Below are 14075 nucleotides of genomic sequence, written 5' to 3' on the forward strand. Positions count from 1 at the left end.
GCTGTGGAAAATGCGCCCGTTATCGCTGGTTACAGTATTTTTATGCCGTATGCGAAAAGTCCACATCAGTTAATAGAAAACCTGAAGCAGGGCGTTTGCGTTAATAAAGAACCCTGGTTTCGTTCTAATGAAGAGGCAATTAAATGCGGTTTCAGTCGTAACAGGCATGTTGCCAGGCTTGAGACTCTGCATGATGGTGACTTTAAATTGATCTTCAGGTTAATAGATGAAACGCTCGCGCAAGCCCGGCTCAAGCATGATTGCCTGAGCGGAGAGAATGTCCGGGTTTATTTAACCGGGTTAGGCCCTCGTGTGGACGTCATGGACTATAAATCTTTTTATGATAATAACGACATCGAGGATATAACGCTTACTAAATCCCTCCGTCATCTGCATGTCAGAAATATGTCTCAGGATCATCTGGCTTTTCAAATCGCGAAACGCTACGGCCTGAAATACATACCGCCAAATATGCATTGCACCAGCAACTCTTCTCTGGCAGCCGCCCATCTAGGCTGCCAGGCAATAGAGCAGGGTGGCATTGATTTAGTTTGTATTGTTAATTGTTCGAAAATAAAGACGCAGGATATTTGGTTTCTTGAGAGCCAATCGATGTTGGATAGCGAAGTGGTGCAACCGTTTGGCAAAAACGGAAAAGCAGTGTTATTCGCCGAGGGACTGGCTGTCATGCTGCTTGAGCGCAATGGCTACCGTCGTGCCAGAAATATGCACGGCGGTATTCGTCTCTCGTCAGCCTATATGCAAATCAGCGCCAATCGTAGCAATGACATGGCCTGGCTCAGTGCCAATATGCTGAAAGTTATGCGTACCGTCTTAAATCAGGCTGATATCACTCTACAAGATTTATGCGCCATCATTCCTCATGGTAATGGTTCGTCAAATACCGACAAAGCCGAGGCAAAAGCCATCACGATGTTAATGGGAGAACAATCGGTGCCTGTATTGGCGTATAAAGGGCAACTCGGTTATACCGCAACCGGATCGGGAATTATTGATTTGATTATTGGTGATTATTCTGTTCGTCATTGTGAACTGCTCACGCCAGTCAGTAATGATGCAATTATTGATGACCTGGCAAATCATGTTTTGCTTGATCAAGGAGTTATTACACACAATAAGCAGCATCTATTGAAAATAGGTTTGGGTGTTGACGGATCGATTATTGGCATGGTTATGTCCGCGTTACCTGATGCGCAGGTGAAAATATGACCATTGGAATGTACTTAACTTCATTTTCGATCGCTGAGCCGGATGATGATTTTTATATTTATTATCCGGGTTGGTTAAACGCCTGGGAATCGCATTTATATAATCGGGCCTTAAACGCAACGGGAAAACGCGGTTGGGGTTTTAAACGCTTTGGTACCAACAAAGAGATCTACGCGCGCGAAATGATACGCAAGCCTGACTATCTGAGCTATATCGATGCGCTGGAACAGGCGGCCGATAGCGCATTACTCAAGATGCCGGCAAAGGCGAAGATGAGCTTGTTAAAATCACGAACCGCTTTTATTTATGTTGATGCATGGGGAGAATCGGCTGTTTTTGAAAATATCACTAGCGCCTTACATACCGCCACCATTGATACGTTGCCGAAGCATTTATTGAAGAAATTCTCCGTAAAAGATGTCAGTTGTAAAATGCGTGGAGAGAAAATGTCTCTTCTCGGGGCAATGAAGTTAGCACAAGATTATCTGCACTGGGATATTTTTGACTTTGTAGTTATCTGCGCGGCGTACCGGGCCGTCCCGTTGCTCGTTTTCTCTGAAGAAGACTTTTCTGCCGAGGTACAAAATAAAAAAGTCATGCATAAAGGGGGCGTCAATCTCACTGTCGAGCGCACTGGATGTTTCATTTTTAGTCGTCGGGAAGGCGAGCTAAAAATTCGATGTGGACCCTATCTCACAACACAAAACGCAACTGAGCCTTGTTGTGAACTGTTTCAGGATGCGCCAGATATTGCTTTTTTTTCAGAATCCGACCTGACAAATAACAGGCTTACTTTAACGCCTGAGCATGCGGCTAAGACTATCAATCTTACCGAGATCTATGGCGCGAGCGGTTTCCTGACACCCGCATTAAGTTGGGAGTACATTAAGCAACTTTCAGTATCGTCCTTGAAAATGCGCACGCTTGTTCGCGACAGTTTTGGCGGCTGTAGTTATTTCGACACCTGGTATGAGTCGGGGGAGCAATGCGTATGAGAAATCGCATAAAAACACTCCCTGCGATATTGCTAAGCGACATCTCTAAACGTTTTGGTGATGGCGAAAATAGCGTCGAGGCGCTGAAAAACATCAACCTGGAAATTGCGAAAGGTGAGTTTCTGGCCTTATGCGGACCTTCCGGCAGCGGTAAAAGTACGCTGCTCAATATCCTTTCCGGAATTGATAAGCCTTCAGCGGGAACCGTAATCTTTTTAGATAATGTCCTTAATGACTTGCCGGAAGAAGATCTGGCGCGCATTCGCTGCAAACATCTGGGATTTATCTTTCAATTTTTTAATCTGATCCCGGTGCTCAGTGTTCTGGATAATGTTTTTTATCCCCTGGTGCTCAATGGACATTGCGGCAAGAAAGAAGCGAAAGCGCGCGCGTTGCACTTTCTCGACAATGTCGGGCTCGCGCATTTAGCGGATCGTAAACCCGGACAATTGTCTGGTGGTCAACAGCAACGCGTGGCTATTGCTCGCGCTCTGGCTCACGAACCGCGTGTCATTGTTGCTGATGAGCCGACCGGTAATCTGGATTTGGCGACCGGGGAAGCCATTTTGGATCTCCTGTTGCAGACGAACCAGCAAACTAAAGCCACTTTTATCATTTCCACACATTCAAGCCAGCTCAGGGATCGGGCGCAGCGGGTGATTGAAATTAAGGATGGAGAATTAGCCTATGACTCAGCCAGGTAAATGGCGCTGGTTATTCTGGTTCTTATTGCCGCTGTCAGTCGCTGTTTACTCAGCCAGAGCAACCGCCACGCCAGAGGTGAACAATGTATTACAGCATGGCTTCCCACTACAGCCGGACGCATTAACTAAAACCACGTCTGCTTTATTTTCCGAATACACTAATAAGAGAAATATTGCTTCTCTTGTTTTTTATTCCTATGGCGTGTTACGCCAGGCAAAGCATTTTTCAGAAATAAATGATTTTATTCACGCTGCGGAATATGCAAAAACGGGTCTCTTTTATCTCGATGAAGCGGTAGACGCAAATGAAGATAATCTGCGTGTCCGTTATTTACGTGCGCGTATTGACGCTTATTTACCGACCGAAATGGGGCGCTGTGTGGTGACGTTGCATGACACCGATCTTTTGTTAAAAAGTATCAATGTATTTGATAAAGATAGCTTGAATCATATTCGATATATGCGGTATCGCGCATTGGTAAGCTGTAATTTTAAGGATCAAGCAAATGCATTGCTCAATGAAATAAAGAGTGCATCGGTGAAATCAGGGAAACATTTCATAGTGGATTTATCTCAAACGCCAGAGTGGGATATACATGAAATCACGCAGATTGTATTGCCGTTATTAAAGGGTAAGTAAATGACCAGTGATATGTTATTCGTAAATCTTGCCATGCTCTTCGTACTGCTGTTCGTTATTTATTGCCTGGTATACAAGTTCAGAGATGCAAAGTTTGCTTTTTTAAATCTCTTTCGTCACCGAAGAAGATCTTTTTCGACTATTACAGCCATTATATTGGGCGGTGTGTCAATCTTTTTATATGGCGGTTTTATTAATTACTCATTCTGGATATTAAAAGAGCAGACTATTCGCACCAATATTGGCCATGTGCAAATTTATAACCCGGCATACTTTGAAACATCTAACAAAAGCCAGAGCCTTATTGAAAATTATGCATGGCTGAAACATGAGATCCTTTCCGAGCAAGCATTGTCTGATGATATTTCCACTATTTCAGGCCAACTGGAATTCACTGGCGTGCTTTCGCAATATGAGAACGAAACGTCCAGTTACTTTGCCGGGTTGGGTGTTGAACCCTTGCCCGCGCTTAAGCTGGGCTCTTTCGATAAACTTATCAACGGCAGCGACTTATCACGCGTAAAAACAGATGAAGTCACACTGGGAAGCGGGTTGGCAAAGACGCTTAACGCTCGTTACGGTGACTGGCTGGATAGTATGGTCGTTAATGCCCACGGTGGGCAGGGGGCGATGTCATTCAAGCTCCGGGGTATTTTTGCCTCGGGCATCAAGGATTATGACGATACGGCAATGAAAATGCCGTTGACTACAGCCCAACGCTTAATGGGCACAGACGGTGTCAGTAAAGTTTTAATTTTGCTTAAAACCGACAATACTTCTGCGTTTGCGACCCGGCTACGTCACTTTATTGCCGATAGGCAGTTACCTCTTGTGGTCAAAGAATGGAAAGAGGCATCACCCTTTTACCAGCAGGTAGAAGATCTCTTATCGGGGATCTATTTCTTTATTAAACTTCTCGTTGCCGTCATCGTTATCTTTATGATCGGTAATTCACTGGCCATGAATATTGTCGAACGTACTCGTGAAATAACGACTTTACGGGCGATTGGATTACAACCATTACATGTCACCAGGTTATTTTTGCTCGAAGGGATCTTTATTGGCGTTCTTGGTGCGATGGGAAGTCTGGCACTGGGTTTTGCACTTTCATCCATTATTAATTTGCACGGTATTGCGATTCCACCTTCGCCGGGGCAATCGCAAGGTTACACCGCATTCATTAAAACATCTGATGTCGACATTATTTGGGTAACGTTTGTATTACCGGTTTTAACCGCCGCATTTGCCTCAGTTCTTCCTTCTCTGCGGGCGGCAAAACTTAACATATCTGATGCATTCAAATTTTCATAAAAAAGGGTTAAGCAATGCCTTTCTCTTACATTTATCTTTCATTATTGGTCATATTCACAACCCTGATACCCGCCGTTAGTGCGGCGAACCCCGCACAGGACATCATTCGACGCGCGGATGAAATTCGTTCTCCTAATCAGCCGTTTCGTTATACCGTTACGGTGCAGGAGTACAACGAAAATATAGCGCAAGCGGAAAATAAACAGGTTTTTGACATCTCAATGCGTTTTATAAAACCTGAAAATGGCATACCAGCAGATGCACGATCCCTTGTCCGTTTTATTTATCCCCCCAGGGACAAAGGGAAAATTATGCTCTCCGATTGGTACCAGTTATGGTTCTACTCACCTGAATTGCGCCGTCCTATGCCCGTATCACGCGAGCAACGATTAATCGGTCAAATTTCTAACAGCGATGTCATTGTAACTAACTTTGAATATTCCTATAACGCAATTTTACTCGATGATGTTTCTTGCAATGGCAAAAAATGCTTTCAATTATCGCTCGATCGAAGATCAAATGATGTCATATATCCAAAAATTATTTATCAAGTAGAGAAAAATACTTATCACCCCTACCAGGCCAGCTATTATGCCCAGGATGGGAAATTACTCAAAGACGTATTATATCAGGATTATCGACAAGTATTAGGAAAAGAGAGACCAATGAAGATTATTGTCAAGGATGCAAGGCACGGTAAAAAAATTACTGTGATGGAATATAGCGATGTCAGGCTAGAGTCGTTACCCGAATCTTTTTTTACCCGAGAATATATTCAACGAGGTGCTAAGTGAATAACCGCCTCATATCACTGAGTATTCCCCTTTCATTAATTTCATTGAGTCTACAGGCGTCGTGTCTCTCCGGGGATGAAATTAATGCGCATAGCGATGCTGCGTTATTTTTTCAGAGTGCTTATGCCAAGCGTGCCCCCTCATTATGGAAAATCTCCGGTGAAAATGCCTATGCCACCGATAATGTTTATTCTGACGCAGGTATAAAATTAAGCAGTCATTGTACGGTCATTGAGAATAAACTGGACCTGGATTTTACTCTCTATGGGCTTGCTGAATATGCTTCACAGACGCCTGGCCGGTTTGAGAAAGATAAGCGTCGATCGCGAGCATTAATTAATCAGTTGCGCATGACTTATACCGTCTCGGACAATTTACGGCTCGAAGGGGGAAAGCTACAACCTAAAGCGGGCAACTTCTTTCTTAAGTCCCCCTCTGCGTTGCTTAATAACTATTACGCCGGTTTCAAGACGAATCGACTATATGACCCAACGTTGAGACCGTTGTATATGGAGTCATCCTGGGGGGTGAGGCTGGTAAAGGAGAGTCGTGATTACACGTTGTCATTAACGGTTGTGCCGCAATTAGCATCGATTCGTCAACGCTACGAATCATCCAGCAACTGGTCTGCAAACCAGCGTGCTAATGCTGATGAGCGTTACCATTTGAGCTATACGGATTATCGTTTGGCGGACCATACGCCATCCATCAACCTGTTATTGGGTGATTCAGGTTCGGTCTCCTTCGCGGATAGTTTTAACTATACACCGCAGTTTATGATTAACGCCGGGTTAGCATTGCATCGCGCCCAACAATGGCGACATTTTTCGCCGGAAAGAGCCGCTGAAGTACAGCACTATACTTTTCCTGCCTCGCTTTATGACACGCAGAATAAAAACGGTATTGAACTGGCGATTGGCGGTCAATATACCACAGATAATTTTAATGTCTTTGGTATGGAGTATTATTTCCAAAGTGAAGGTTATTCACGGATACAGTGGAAGCAGCAAGCTGACTTTGTACGATACCTTAATACGAACAGCCCCTATGATGTTTTAAATCAGGCTTTTGATTCCTATAAATATTTAATAGGTGCAGAGATAAGTAACGTTGGAAATAGAGGGGGGTTACAAGGTAAACACTACATAAATACCTGGGCTGCTTTTCATGGTGAAAATAATATAACGCTTCAGCCTTATCTGGTCTTTAATGTGATGGATTACAGTTCATTGTTCGGAGTGCATTATTCAACTCCGCTTGAAGATATTAGTGAACACCTTGAATTCTATACAGGGGCATGGGGGGCGCTGGGTAAACAGGATGCTGAATTTTCGCTTTTTGGAAAAATGGCTGGCGTCTATATCGGCATTAAGTATTTTTTATAGGGACATTGCAGATGAATATGAATAATGCAGAAAAACCAATCGCTTTATTGTTTGCCGGGCAGGGCAATCCCGTCATCGGCATGGGTGCTGATTTATGGGATTTGAATCAAGCAACCAAAAATATCTGGGATTGTGCCAGTGATATTACAGGCATGGATATTCGCCGCCTCTGTTTGAAAGGGCCGATGAATCGTCTGATTCGAACCACTGTGCAACAGGTTGCGGTGACGGCAATTAACGTAACACTTTATACGCTGTGTCGTGAAAAGTTCGAACCAGGCCAAATAATAGGCTCATGCGGGCACAGCGTGGGCGAATACAGCGCACTGTATGCCGCAGGCGCGGTCTCGCTGGAGACGTTATTTCAACTGATTCATTTTCGCGCGAATGTGATGCATGACATCAGCCAAATCAATAAAGGATATATGCTGGCGATAAAAGGCATCGATCATCAGAGTTTGCGCAACCTGATTGCATGTTCCGGGGTGGCTGTTGACATCAGTTGCGATAACAGCCGCAACCAGCAGGTTGTGGGTGGTGCAAGTGCAGAGCTTGCTGAGTTCTCCCAGGTATTGCTGGACGCTGGTTTCGAGTCGGTGAAGCTTGGCGTAAGTGGCGCCTGGCATACTCGCCTGATGGCTGAAGGTGTCTCGTTGATGAGAGATTATCTTGAGGGTGTCGATATTCATTCCCCTCATCATGGTGTGTTGATGAATGTTACGGGCAAAGCGGAACACCATATTGAGCAAATTAAAGACAATCTCGCTTTGCATTTGACTCACACGGTGAAATGGACTGATTCGATGGATCAATTCTTGATCCACCAGCCGTTAGTTAGCTTTATCGAGATCAGCAATAAAGCTTATTTGGGGCAATTACTCAATGATTTCACCGGTTTTACACCCGATATGGCTATGCATTGCAAAATGTTCTTAGGGTAATGAGGTAACGACTGTGATACCCGATTATTTAACTTTTATGCGCTTTCAGGACAGAAAGATTATTCCCTTTTTTTTTCTCATCGTGTTTCTCCTGCTTGGGTTGTTCTGGAAAAATGTGGGTTATGAATTTGTCGCGCATGATGCAGCGTTTATAAGCGGCATCCTCGCCATTGTGCTGTTCCATTTCACTTACGAGCTAAGAGCTTATTGGGCCTATAAATGCGTGGTCAAAAATATCGATTTTTCCTGGTTTGCTGAAAAAAAATTGTGGCGCTATGAGACTATTCTTGCGCACCCGGCTATTGCCAGTCTCTTAGCCGGTCTGGTCTTTTGGCTCATGGCAAAAGCCTGTTTTCTGTTTTCTCCGCCTGGCGATGCACTGGCCGTTCTATGCCTCGTTTCACCGCTTTTTTTATATTCGGTGTTCCGCTTACTGAGAACCAGCTATATAAAACAGTTAGCTTCAACTTCAGTCGAAAAAGTTAAATACAAACATCTCTATCGTTATCTCGCCTTTTACCTTTTCCTCAGTGTTTGTTTGAGTTTGCTGACTATTGCTCCTCTGAAACATCATCCTGAATTTAATTTGGCTGGTGGTTTCTTTTCCGCGCCGTTGATGGTGGCCATGCTGGTGTTGTGCGCCATTGTGCTGGTCGTCAATCTTGTCTTTGTGCGCTTATCGAGGCGGTACATTTTTCTCGGGCGCTTGTTTTTACAAGAGATAGATTTCTATTTTTCAGCGGCCTTACCGACACTGGCGCAACGCGAAATGCCGTTCTGGTTGCGGATGGCGCTGTTAGTGGTTGTTGAAGCGGTGTGGATCATGCTGGTAAGCATGCTGCTGGCGTTAGTGGGGGGGCAAATTGCTTTCGAAGTTTATTTCCTGCTCTGCTGGTTGCCCTGCCTCGCATACAGTTATTTGCACATCTATGCGTTATGGCACAGTGACTTTTTAATGGCGTGTGATATGTACCTGCGCTGGGGGGAGATCAACAAACAATCAAGTCTCTGGTAAAACCTTATCCGTCTGTAGTGGCTTTCACTACAGACGGAATCCATGGACATGTGCATTTTTATAATCTGAGGTCGGATGTTTAAATGTGCAGAGATGGTGAAATAAATGAAACCGTATCTTCCAGTAAATTATCTTTTATTAATAGCAAATCGTTTATTTTCTTACCGCCCATCTTTTTGCATGCTTTATTCCGGTAGGCGTAAACACGTTTTGGCGAAATACTTAATAATTTTGCTATTAAATGAATGCTTTTCCCTTTGAGTGATTCATTCAGAATAATCCTTTCAATATCACTCAATGCGTTTTCTTTGTGCGTGGCCTCCTTTTCCATTTTTTGCAGTTTTTTAATTGCCTGACTTATTTGGCTGAGGGAGTCTTGCGCTTTAATTACTATGTCGGCTTTATCAATAATAATGTTTCTTGTGGCGCCCAAAATAACGAGTAATTTACTTACCTTGTTAAGATGGGATATTGCTTTTGCATATGCCATATTTTTCTTGTCAAGGTGGAGAATGACTATATCGTCTAATGTCAATTCTTCGAGGAATAATGGGGTTAATTCATGCGCTTCGATGTTCCAGCCTTTCGCATTAGCCAATGAAATAATTCCATTCTGGAAATATACATCATCACTTATTGTATAAATCTTCATATGATTGGTTACCATATCGAGTAATGCTATAGAGGTGAGTCCTGGATTGTAAATTGAACTATATGGAATCAATAATTAAATGGTCTTAAATAAGATCTTAATCCCGACTGTATAGAGCCCAGATATGTTGTGATTGCGACCTGGCGAACTATACTTTATCTCGGTGCGTTTCAGAAAATGCCGTTCTGTTGGTATAGGTTAAATTTTAACGTATTAATTTTGTTATCTTTTTTAAGTCTTATGGTTGATAACGCTATTTAGCGCTTTCTATTTTAAGGGAGGCTTATACACCCTTTTTTGCTGTGTTGATTCGCACCGATGGCTTACCCGGTTTGAATAAACCTTAGCGAAAAATGCGCTGGCTACCATAAGGGTTTGAATGATGGAAACTTATCTTAAATCGATGAAAGGTGAATGGCTTAGCCTGCTTGAAAAGGCGGATATGCACATTCGTCTTCTCACCGCAGACGTGGCTCATACTCACGCACATGCGTTGAGTGAAGAGTTTTATCGTATCGTTCTTACAGATCCCCATGCCCGGGAATTTCTCTCAAATGCGCAGGTTGAAAGACACCTTAAATCCGCTCTTGAGCGTTGGGTCATGGAGGTTTTATCCTGCACACCTGATGACGTTGACCGACTTATCCAGTTACAGCACACCATTGCTGAAGTGCATGCACGAATTGGTATTTCCGTCGAGTTGGTAGAAATGGGGTTTCGCGTACTGAAAAAAATACTCTATCCGGTGATTATCGCCACCCCTTATGAGCCTGATGAAAAGCTAAAAATTTATCATCACGCGATTAACAGCATCGATCTGGCGATGGAGGTAATGTCGCGTGCTTTTTCATTTAGTGAACACAGTTCAGCGAAAGAAGATGAAAATTACCGAATTTTTTCTTTACTGGAAAACGCTGAAGAAGAAAAAGAACGGCAAATTGCAGCGTTATTGAGTTGGGAAATTAACCTTATCTATAAAATAATTATGGATGCCGATATAGGTAATTCCCTGTCAATGAGTCAATCTGATTTTGGATTGTGGTTCAATCATAAAGGTCGCCATTACTTTAGCGGTATTGCTGAGGTGGGGCATATATCGCGGCTCGTACAGGAGCTTGACGAGATATTCCGCAACACGCGCACGACTCCACGATCATTAAGTAACCGGGCGTTGCGTGTTAACTTTTTAATCTCTGTCCGAAATAATGTTTCGCAGATCATTACCTTATTGCGTGAGTTGTTTGAAGAAGTCTCCCGCCATGAAGTCGGTATGGATGTATTAACAAAACTCCTTAACAGACGCTTTATGCCGACCATTTTTAAACGTGAAATTGCCCATGCGCACCGGGCGTCAACGCCGCTGTCGGTATTGATCATCGATGTCGACAAGTTCAAACAAATTAATGATACGTGGGGGCACCATATGGGGGATGAGATTTTGCGTAAAGTCTCAAGCGCTTTTTATGACAACGTGCGCAGCAGCGATTATGTTTTCCGTTATGGTGGGGATGAGTTTGTCATCCTTTTAACCGAGGCCTCCGAGTTTGACACGCTGCGTATTGCCGAACGTATTCGCTCACGCGTGGAAAAAACCCAAATCAAATCCGCTACAGATGAAGATATCCCTCTCTCGCTTTCTATTGGCGCGGCAATGTTTAACGGCCACCCTGATTACGAACGCTTTATCCAGTTAGCGGACGAGGCTCTCTACATCGCGAAAAAGCGTGGGCGCAATTGTGTGCAATTATGGAAAGCCACGTACTGAGTTAAATGGGCGGAAATAGCGAAAAAGCGCTTCTCATCTCTTTGGTTTCTTCCCGCGGGCTACGGCCAAATAATCGCCTGAATTCGCGATTGAATTGTGACGGGCTTTCATACCCGACCCGGAACGCTGCGCCGGCTGCGGTCACGTTATCGCGGATCATCAGTAATCTCGCCTGATTGAGTCGTACTGATTTAATGTATTGCAACGGCGATGTGCCGGTAACAGCTTTAAAGTGCTTATGAAATGCCGGCACGCTCAGACCGACATCGTTCGCCAGCACCGAAACATGCAATGGCTGCGAAAAGTGTGCGTGGATCCGCTGCAAAACCCGGGATATAGCAGCGAATTGCCCCTGATTGAGCAACGCGGCTCGCAGAGCATCACCACGCTCACCCACCAGCACCCGGTAATACAACTCCCGCACCATTTGCGGGCCGAGGATTTTGGCTTCCTGCGGCGACGCAAGGGCGCGTAATAGCCGCAGCGTTGTTTGCGCCAGCGTGGGCTCCAGCGGTGTCGACATAATCCCCTCCGGTGCCGCCGCCGCGCGTCCCGGTGGAAGATCTAATTCGAGCACCAGTTCCGTTAACACCGCCATATCAAGCCCAACGCTTACGGCCAGCAGTGGCGCTTCGGCACTGGCCTGCGTTTCGGTCGAAAAGGGAAGGGGGACCGATAACACCAGGTAATGCTGTTTGTCGTAATGGTAAACACGGTTTGCCAGATATCCTCGTTTATGACCCTGGCAAACAATCACAATGCACGGCTCATATACCACCGGCGTACGGCCCAGCGGCCGATCTGAGCGCATAAACCGCACCGTATTCAGTTGTGATCGGGTATAGCCCTCATTGGGGGCCAGTTCACGCAGTAGCGATACCATCTCGTCCGTCATTGCTTCCTCTATATGGTGATATTTAAGCAAGCATTCTGCCTCCTGAGGCATAACAAGTGAACAACATAGAGAGAAACAGGCAATCATGGAATAAGAATGCGTCTGTTTTGCCTCCCGGCTGCTGGTTAACCTGTTTGCGTACATAACACAGGAGATCACCCCATGAATAACCGCAAAATTATTTTGCTCACCGGCGCGAGCAGTGGTATCGGCGAAGCAACGGCACGTCGGCTGGTCCAGGATGGCCATCAATTGATTATCGGTGCCCGGCGTATTGAACGCCTTCATGCGCTGCGTGACGAGTTGGGCAATATTGACTGTTTACCCATTGATGTTACGCAGGCGCAGGATTTGCAGCAGATGGCGCAGTTCGCCCTGTCGCATTATGGCCGCGTTGATGTGCTAATTAACAACGCGGGCATTATGCCGCTCTCACCGCTGTCGGCGCTGAAAACGGATGAATGGCGGCAAACTATCGATGTCAATGTCTACGGCGTGCTGAACGGCATCGCCGCGGTGTTACCGGCCATGCAACAACAAGGGGCAGGACAAATTATCAATGTCGCCTCTATCGGCGCGCACACCGTTTTCCCACTCTCTGCCGTTTACTGTGCCAGCAAATTTGCCGTTCGCGCCATTTCCGATGGACTTCGTCAGGAAACCGACAGGATACGCGTGACCGTTATTAGCCCGGGCGTCGTCGGGTCGGAACTGGCCGATCATATTACTGACACCGGTGCGAAAGAGGCGATGCAGGCGTTCCGCCGTATTGCGCTGCCCGCAGAGGCGATCGCAGATGCCATTGCCTGGGCTATCGCTCAGCCTGATGGCGTTGATGTCAGCGAAATTATTGTTCGCCACACCCAAAGCCCGTATTAAGGAGGCCACCATGAAAACACGCAAAGTCTGGTTTATCACCGGAGCTGCCCGCGGGCTCGGTTTATCGCTTGCCCGCGAGGTGCTCGCGCAAGGGGATGTGGTCGCCGCGACATCACGTACGCTGCAAAGCTTACGGCACGCGCTGGGTGACAATCGCGAACAGTTTCTGGCTCTGGAAGTCGACCTGGTTTCGCAAGCGAGCGTCAAACAGGCTATCGACCAAACTATGGCGACGTTTGGCCGCATCGATGTGGTGGTTAATAACGCCGGTTATGGTCAGTTCGGCACCTTTGAGTCGCTGTCCGATGCAGAACTGCGCAGCAACTTTGATGTGAATGTTTTTGCGCCCTTGCATGTTCTGCGTCACGCATTGCCGTACCTGCGCCAGCAGCGTAGCGGGCATATTGTGAATATCGCCTCGATTGTCGGTTTTCAGGGCGGTTATGCCGGGTGGGGGAGTTACACCGCCAGTAAGTTCGCACTGGCGGGGCTGACGGAAGCCCTGGCGGCGGAAGTTGCGGAACTGGGTATCCGCGCCACGGTGGTCTATCCTGGCCCGGTGCGCACGGATTTTCTGTCAAAACAGAGTTTACAGGCAGCGCAAACGACACCTGAGGATTACGGCGCGGCGCGAGCGTCCCTCGATTTGCACCTGAATGAGCTCGATGGCAAGCAGGCCGGGGATCCACAAAAGCTGGCCTTGCTGATTATCCAGGCCGTCAATGTGGAAAACCCGCCGCTTCATCTCTTCGCCGGGAAAATCGCCAACCAACTGGCGCATGAAAAAATCGCTGCCGTAAGCGACGATCTTGCGCAGTGGAAAGGGGCAGCCGAAGCCACAGATTTCTGAACTTTGGGTCACAAAGGAG

General features: G+C 45.9%; 14 protein-coding genes. 12 read left to right on the forward strand and 2 right to left on the reverse strand.

Going from position 1 to position 14075, the window contains the following annotated elements; all coding sequences use genetic code 11:
• Window positions 1-3 precede the first annotated feature (3 nt).
• From Q5705_08710 to Q5705_08750, 9 genes are read left to right on the forward strand one after another with little or no spacing between them, the layout of a single operon-like run.
• Window positions 4-1230: a beta-ketoacyl synthase N-terminal-like domain-containing protein gene (locus tag Q5705_08710; protein WLI78605.1), complete on the forward strand. Its 1227-nt coding sequence runs from the start codon at window positions 4-6 to the stop codon at window positions 1228-1230.
• Window positions 1227-2225: an ATP-binding protein gene (locus Q5705_08715; GenBank protein WLI78606.1), complete on the forward strand. Its 999-nt coding sequence runs from the start codon at window positions 1227-1229 to the stop codon at window positions 2223-2225. Before Q5705_08710 ends, Q5705_08715 begins: the two co-directional genes overlap by 4 nt.
• On the forward strand, window positions 2222-2929 hold the full coding sequence (locus Q5705_08720; protein WLI78607.1) for an ABC transporter ATP-binding protein: 708 nt from the start codon (window positions 2222-2224) through the stop codon (window positions 2927-2929). The genes Q5705_08715 and Q5705_08720 overlap by 4 nt, the downstream gene beginning before the upstream one ends.
• The gene (locus Q5705_08725; GenBank protein ID WLI78608.1) at window positions 2913-3569 is read left to right on the forward strand and encodes a hypothetical protein; all 657 of its coding nucleotides are present in this window, start codon (window positions 2913-2915) and stop codon (window positions 3567-3569) included. Before Q5705_08720 ends, Q5705_08725 begins: the two co-directional genes overlap by 17 nt.
• Entirely contained in the window at window positions 3570-4880 is a 1311-nt protein-coding gene (locus Q5705_08730) for an ABC transporter permease (protein WLI78609.1), read from the forward strand.
• Window positions 4881-4894: 14 nt separating this feature from the next.
• The gene (locus Q5705_08735) at window positions 4895-5674 is read left to right on the forward strand and encodes an outer membrane lipoprotein-sorting protein (GenBank protein ID WLI78610.1); all 780 of its coding nucleotides are present in this window, start codon (window positions 4895-4897) and stop codon (window positions 5672-5674) included.
• The gene (locus Q5705_08740; GenBank protein ID WLI78611.1) at window positions 5671-7059 is read left to right on the forward strand and encodes a hypothetical protein; all 1389 of its coding nucleotides are present in this window, start codon (window positions 5671-5673) and stop codon (window positions 7057-7059) included. Before Q5705_08735 ends, Q5705_08740 begins: the two co-directional genes overlap by 4 nt.
• An 11-nt stretch (window positions 7060-7070) precedes the next feature.
• Window positions 7071-8000: an ACP S-malonyltransferase gene (locus tag Q5705_08745; GenBank protein ID WLI78612.1), complete on the forward strand. Its 930-nt coding sequence runs from the start codon at window positions 7071-7073 to the stop codon at window positions 7998-8000.
• 13 nt (window positions 8001-8013) lie between these two features.
• The gene (locus Q5705_08750; protein ID WLI78613.1) at window positions 8014-9015 is read left to right on the forward strand and encodes a hypothetical protein; all 1002 of its coding nucleotides are present in this window, start codon (window positions 8014-8016) and stop codon (window positions 9013-9015) included.
• Between the two features lie 79 nt (window positions 9016-9094).
• Here the strand turns inward: Q5705_08750 and Q5705_08755 are convergent, their stop codons facing one another.
• Window positions 9095-9667 carry a LuxR C-terminal-related transcriptional regulator gene (locus Q5705_08755; protein WLI78614.1) on the reverse strand — a complete coding sequence of 191 codons (573 nt, stop codon included), beginning with the start codon at window positions 9665-9667 and terminating at the stop codon, window positions 9095-9097.
• Between the two features lie 382 nt (window positions 9668-10049).
• Between Q5705_08755 and Q5705_08760 the strand changes: the two genes are divergently transcribed.
• Window positions 10050-11432 carry a diguanylate cyclase gene (locus Q5705_08760; protein WLI78995.1) on the forward strand — a complete coding sequence of 461 codons (1383 nt, stop codon included), beginning with the start codon at window positions 10050-10052 and terminating at the stop codon, window positions 11430-11432.
• A gap of 1 nt (window position 11433) precedes the next feature.
• Here the strand turns inward: Q5705_08760 and Q5705_08765 are convergent, their stop codons facing one another.
• Window positions 11434-12327 (reverse strand): AraC family transcriptional regulator, encoded by an 894-nt coding sequence (locus Q5705_08765; protein ID WLI78615.1) that lies wholly within the window; start codon window positions 12325-12327, stop codon window positions 11434-11436.
• Window positions 12328-12489: 162 nt separating this feature from the next.
• On the opposite strand from Q5705_08765, the gene Q5705_08770 reads away from it, so the two are divergent.
• Together Q5705_08770 and Q5705_08775 are read left to right on the forward strand one after the other, a co-directional pair.
• Complete coding sequence (locus tag Q5705_08770; GenBank protein ID WLI78616.1) at window positions 12490-13206, forward strand: SDR family oxidoreductase; 717 nt, start codon at window positions 12490-12492, stop codon at window positions 13204-13206.
• Between the two features lie 10 nt (window positions 13207-13216).
• On the forward strand, window positions 13217-14056 hold the full coding sequence (locus Q5705_08775; protein WLI78617.1) for an SDR family oxidoreductase: 840 nt from the start codon (window positions 13217-13219) through the stop codon (window positions 14054-14056).
• The last annotated feature ends 19 nt before the right edge of the window (window positions 14057-14075 follow it).

It is taken from the genome of Kosakonia sp. H02 (genome assembly GCA_030704225.1).
Classification (GTDB): Bacteria; Pseudomonadota; Gammaproteobacteria; order Enterobacterales; family Enterobacteriaceae; genus Kosakonia.

Excerpts from the sequence above, each read along its gene's own strand:
- Q5705_08755 (WLI78614.1), bottom strand. The coding sequence starts at position 9,667 with ATGAAGATTTATACAATAAGTGATGATGTATATTTCCAGAATGGAATT.
- Q5705_08720 (WLI78607.1), top strand. The coding sequence starts at position 2,222 with ATGAGAAATCGCATAAAAACACTCCCTGCGATATTGCTAAGCGACATC.
- Q5705_08770 (WLI78616.1), top strand. The coding sequence starts at position 12,490 with ATGAATAACCGCAAAATTATTTTGCTCACCGGCGCGAGCAGTGGTATC.
- Q5705_08730 (WLI78609.1), top strand. The coding sequence starts at position 3,570 with ATGACCAGTGATATGTTATTCGTAAATCTTGCCATGCTCTTCGTACTG.
- Q5705_08765 (WLI78615.1), bottom strand. The coding sequence starts at position 12,327 with ATGACGGACGAGATGGTATCGCTACTGCGTGAACTGGCCCCCAATGAG.
- Q5705_08715 (WLI78606.1), top strand. The coding sequence starts at position 1,227 with ATGACCATTGGAATGTACTTAACTTCATTTTCGATCGCTGAGCCGGAT.
- Q5705_08760 (WLI78995.1), top strand. The coding sequence starts at position 10,050 with ATGGAAACTTATCTTAAATCGATGAAAGGTGAATGGCTTAGCCTGCTT.
- Q5705_08775 (WLI78617.1), top strand. The coding sequence starts at position 13,217 with ATGAAAACACGCAAAGTCTGGTTTATCACCGGAGCTGCCCGCGGGCTC.
- Q5705_08745 (WLI78612.1), top strand. The coding sequence starts at position 7,071 with ATGAATATGAATAATGCAGAAAAACCAATCGCTTTATTGTTTGCCGGG.
- Q5705_08735 (WLI78610.1), top strand. The coding sequence starts at position 4,895 with ATGCCTTTCTCTTACATTTATCTTTCATTATTGGTCATATTCACAACC.
- Q5705_08725 (WLI78608.1), top strand. The coding sequence starts at position 2,913 with ATGACTCAGCCAGGTAAATGGCGCTGGTTATTCTGGTTCTTATTGCCG.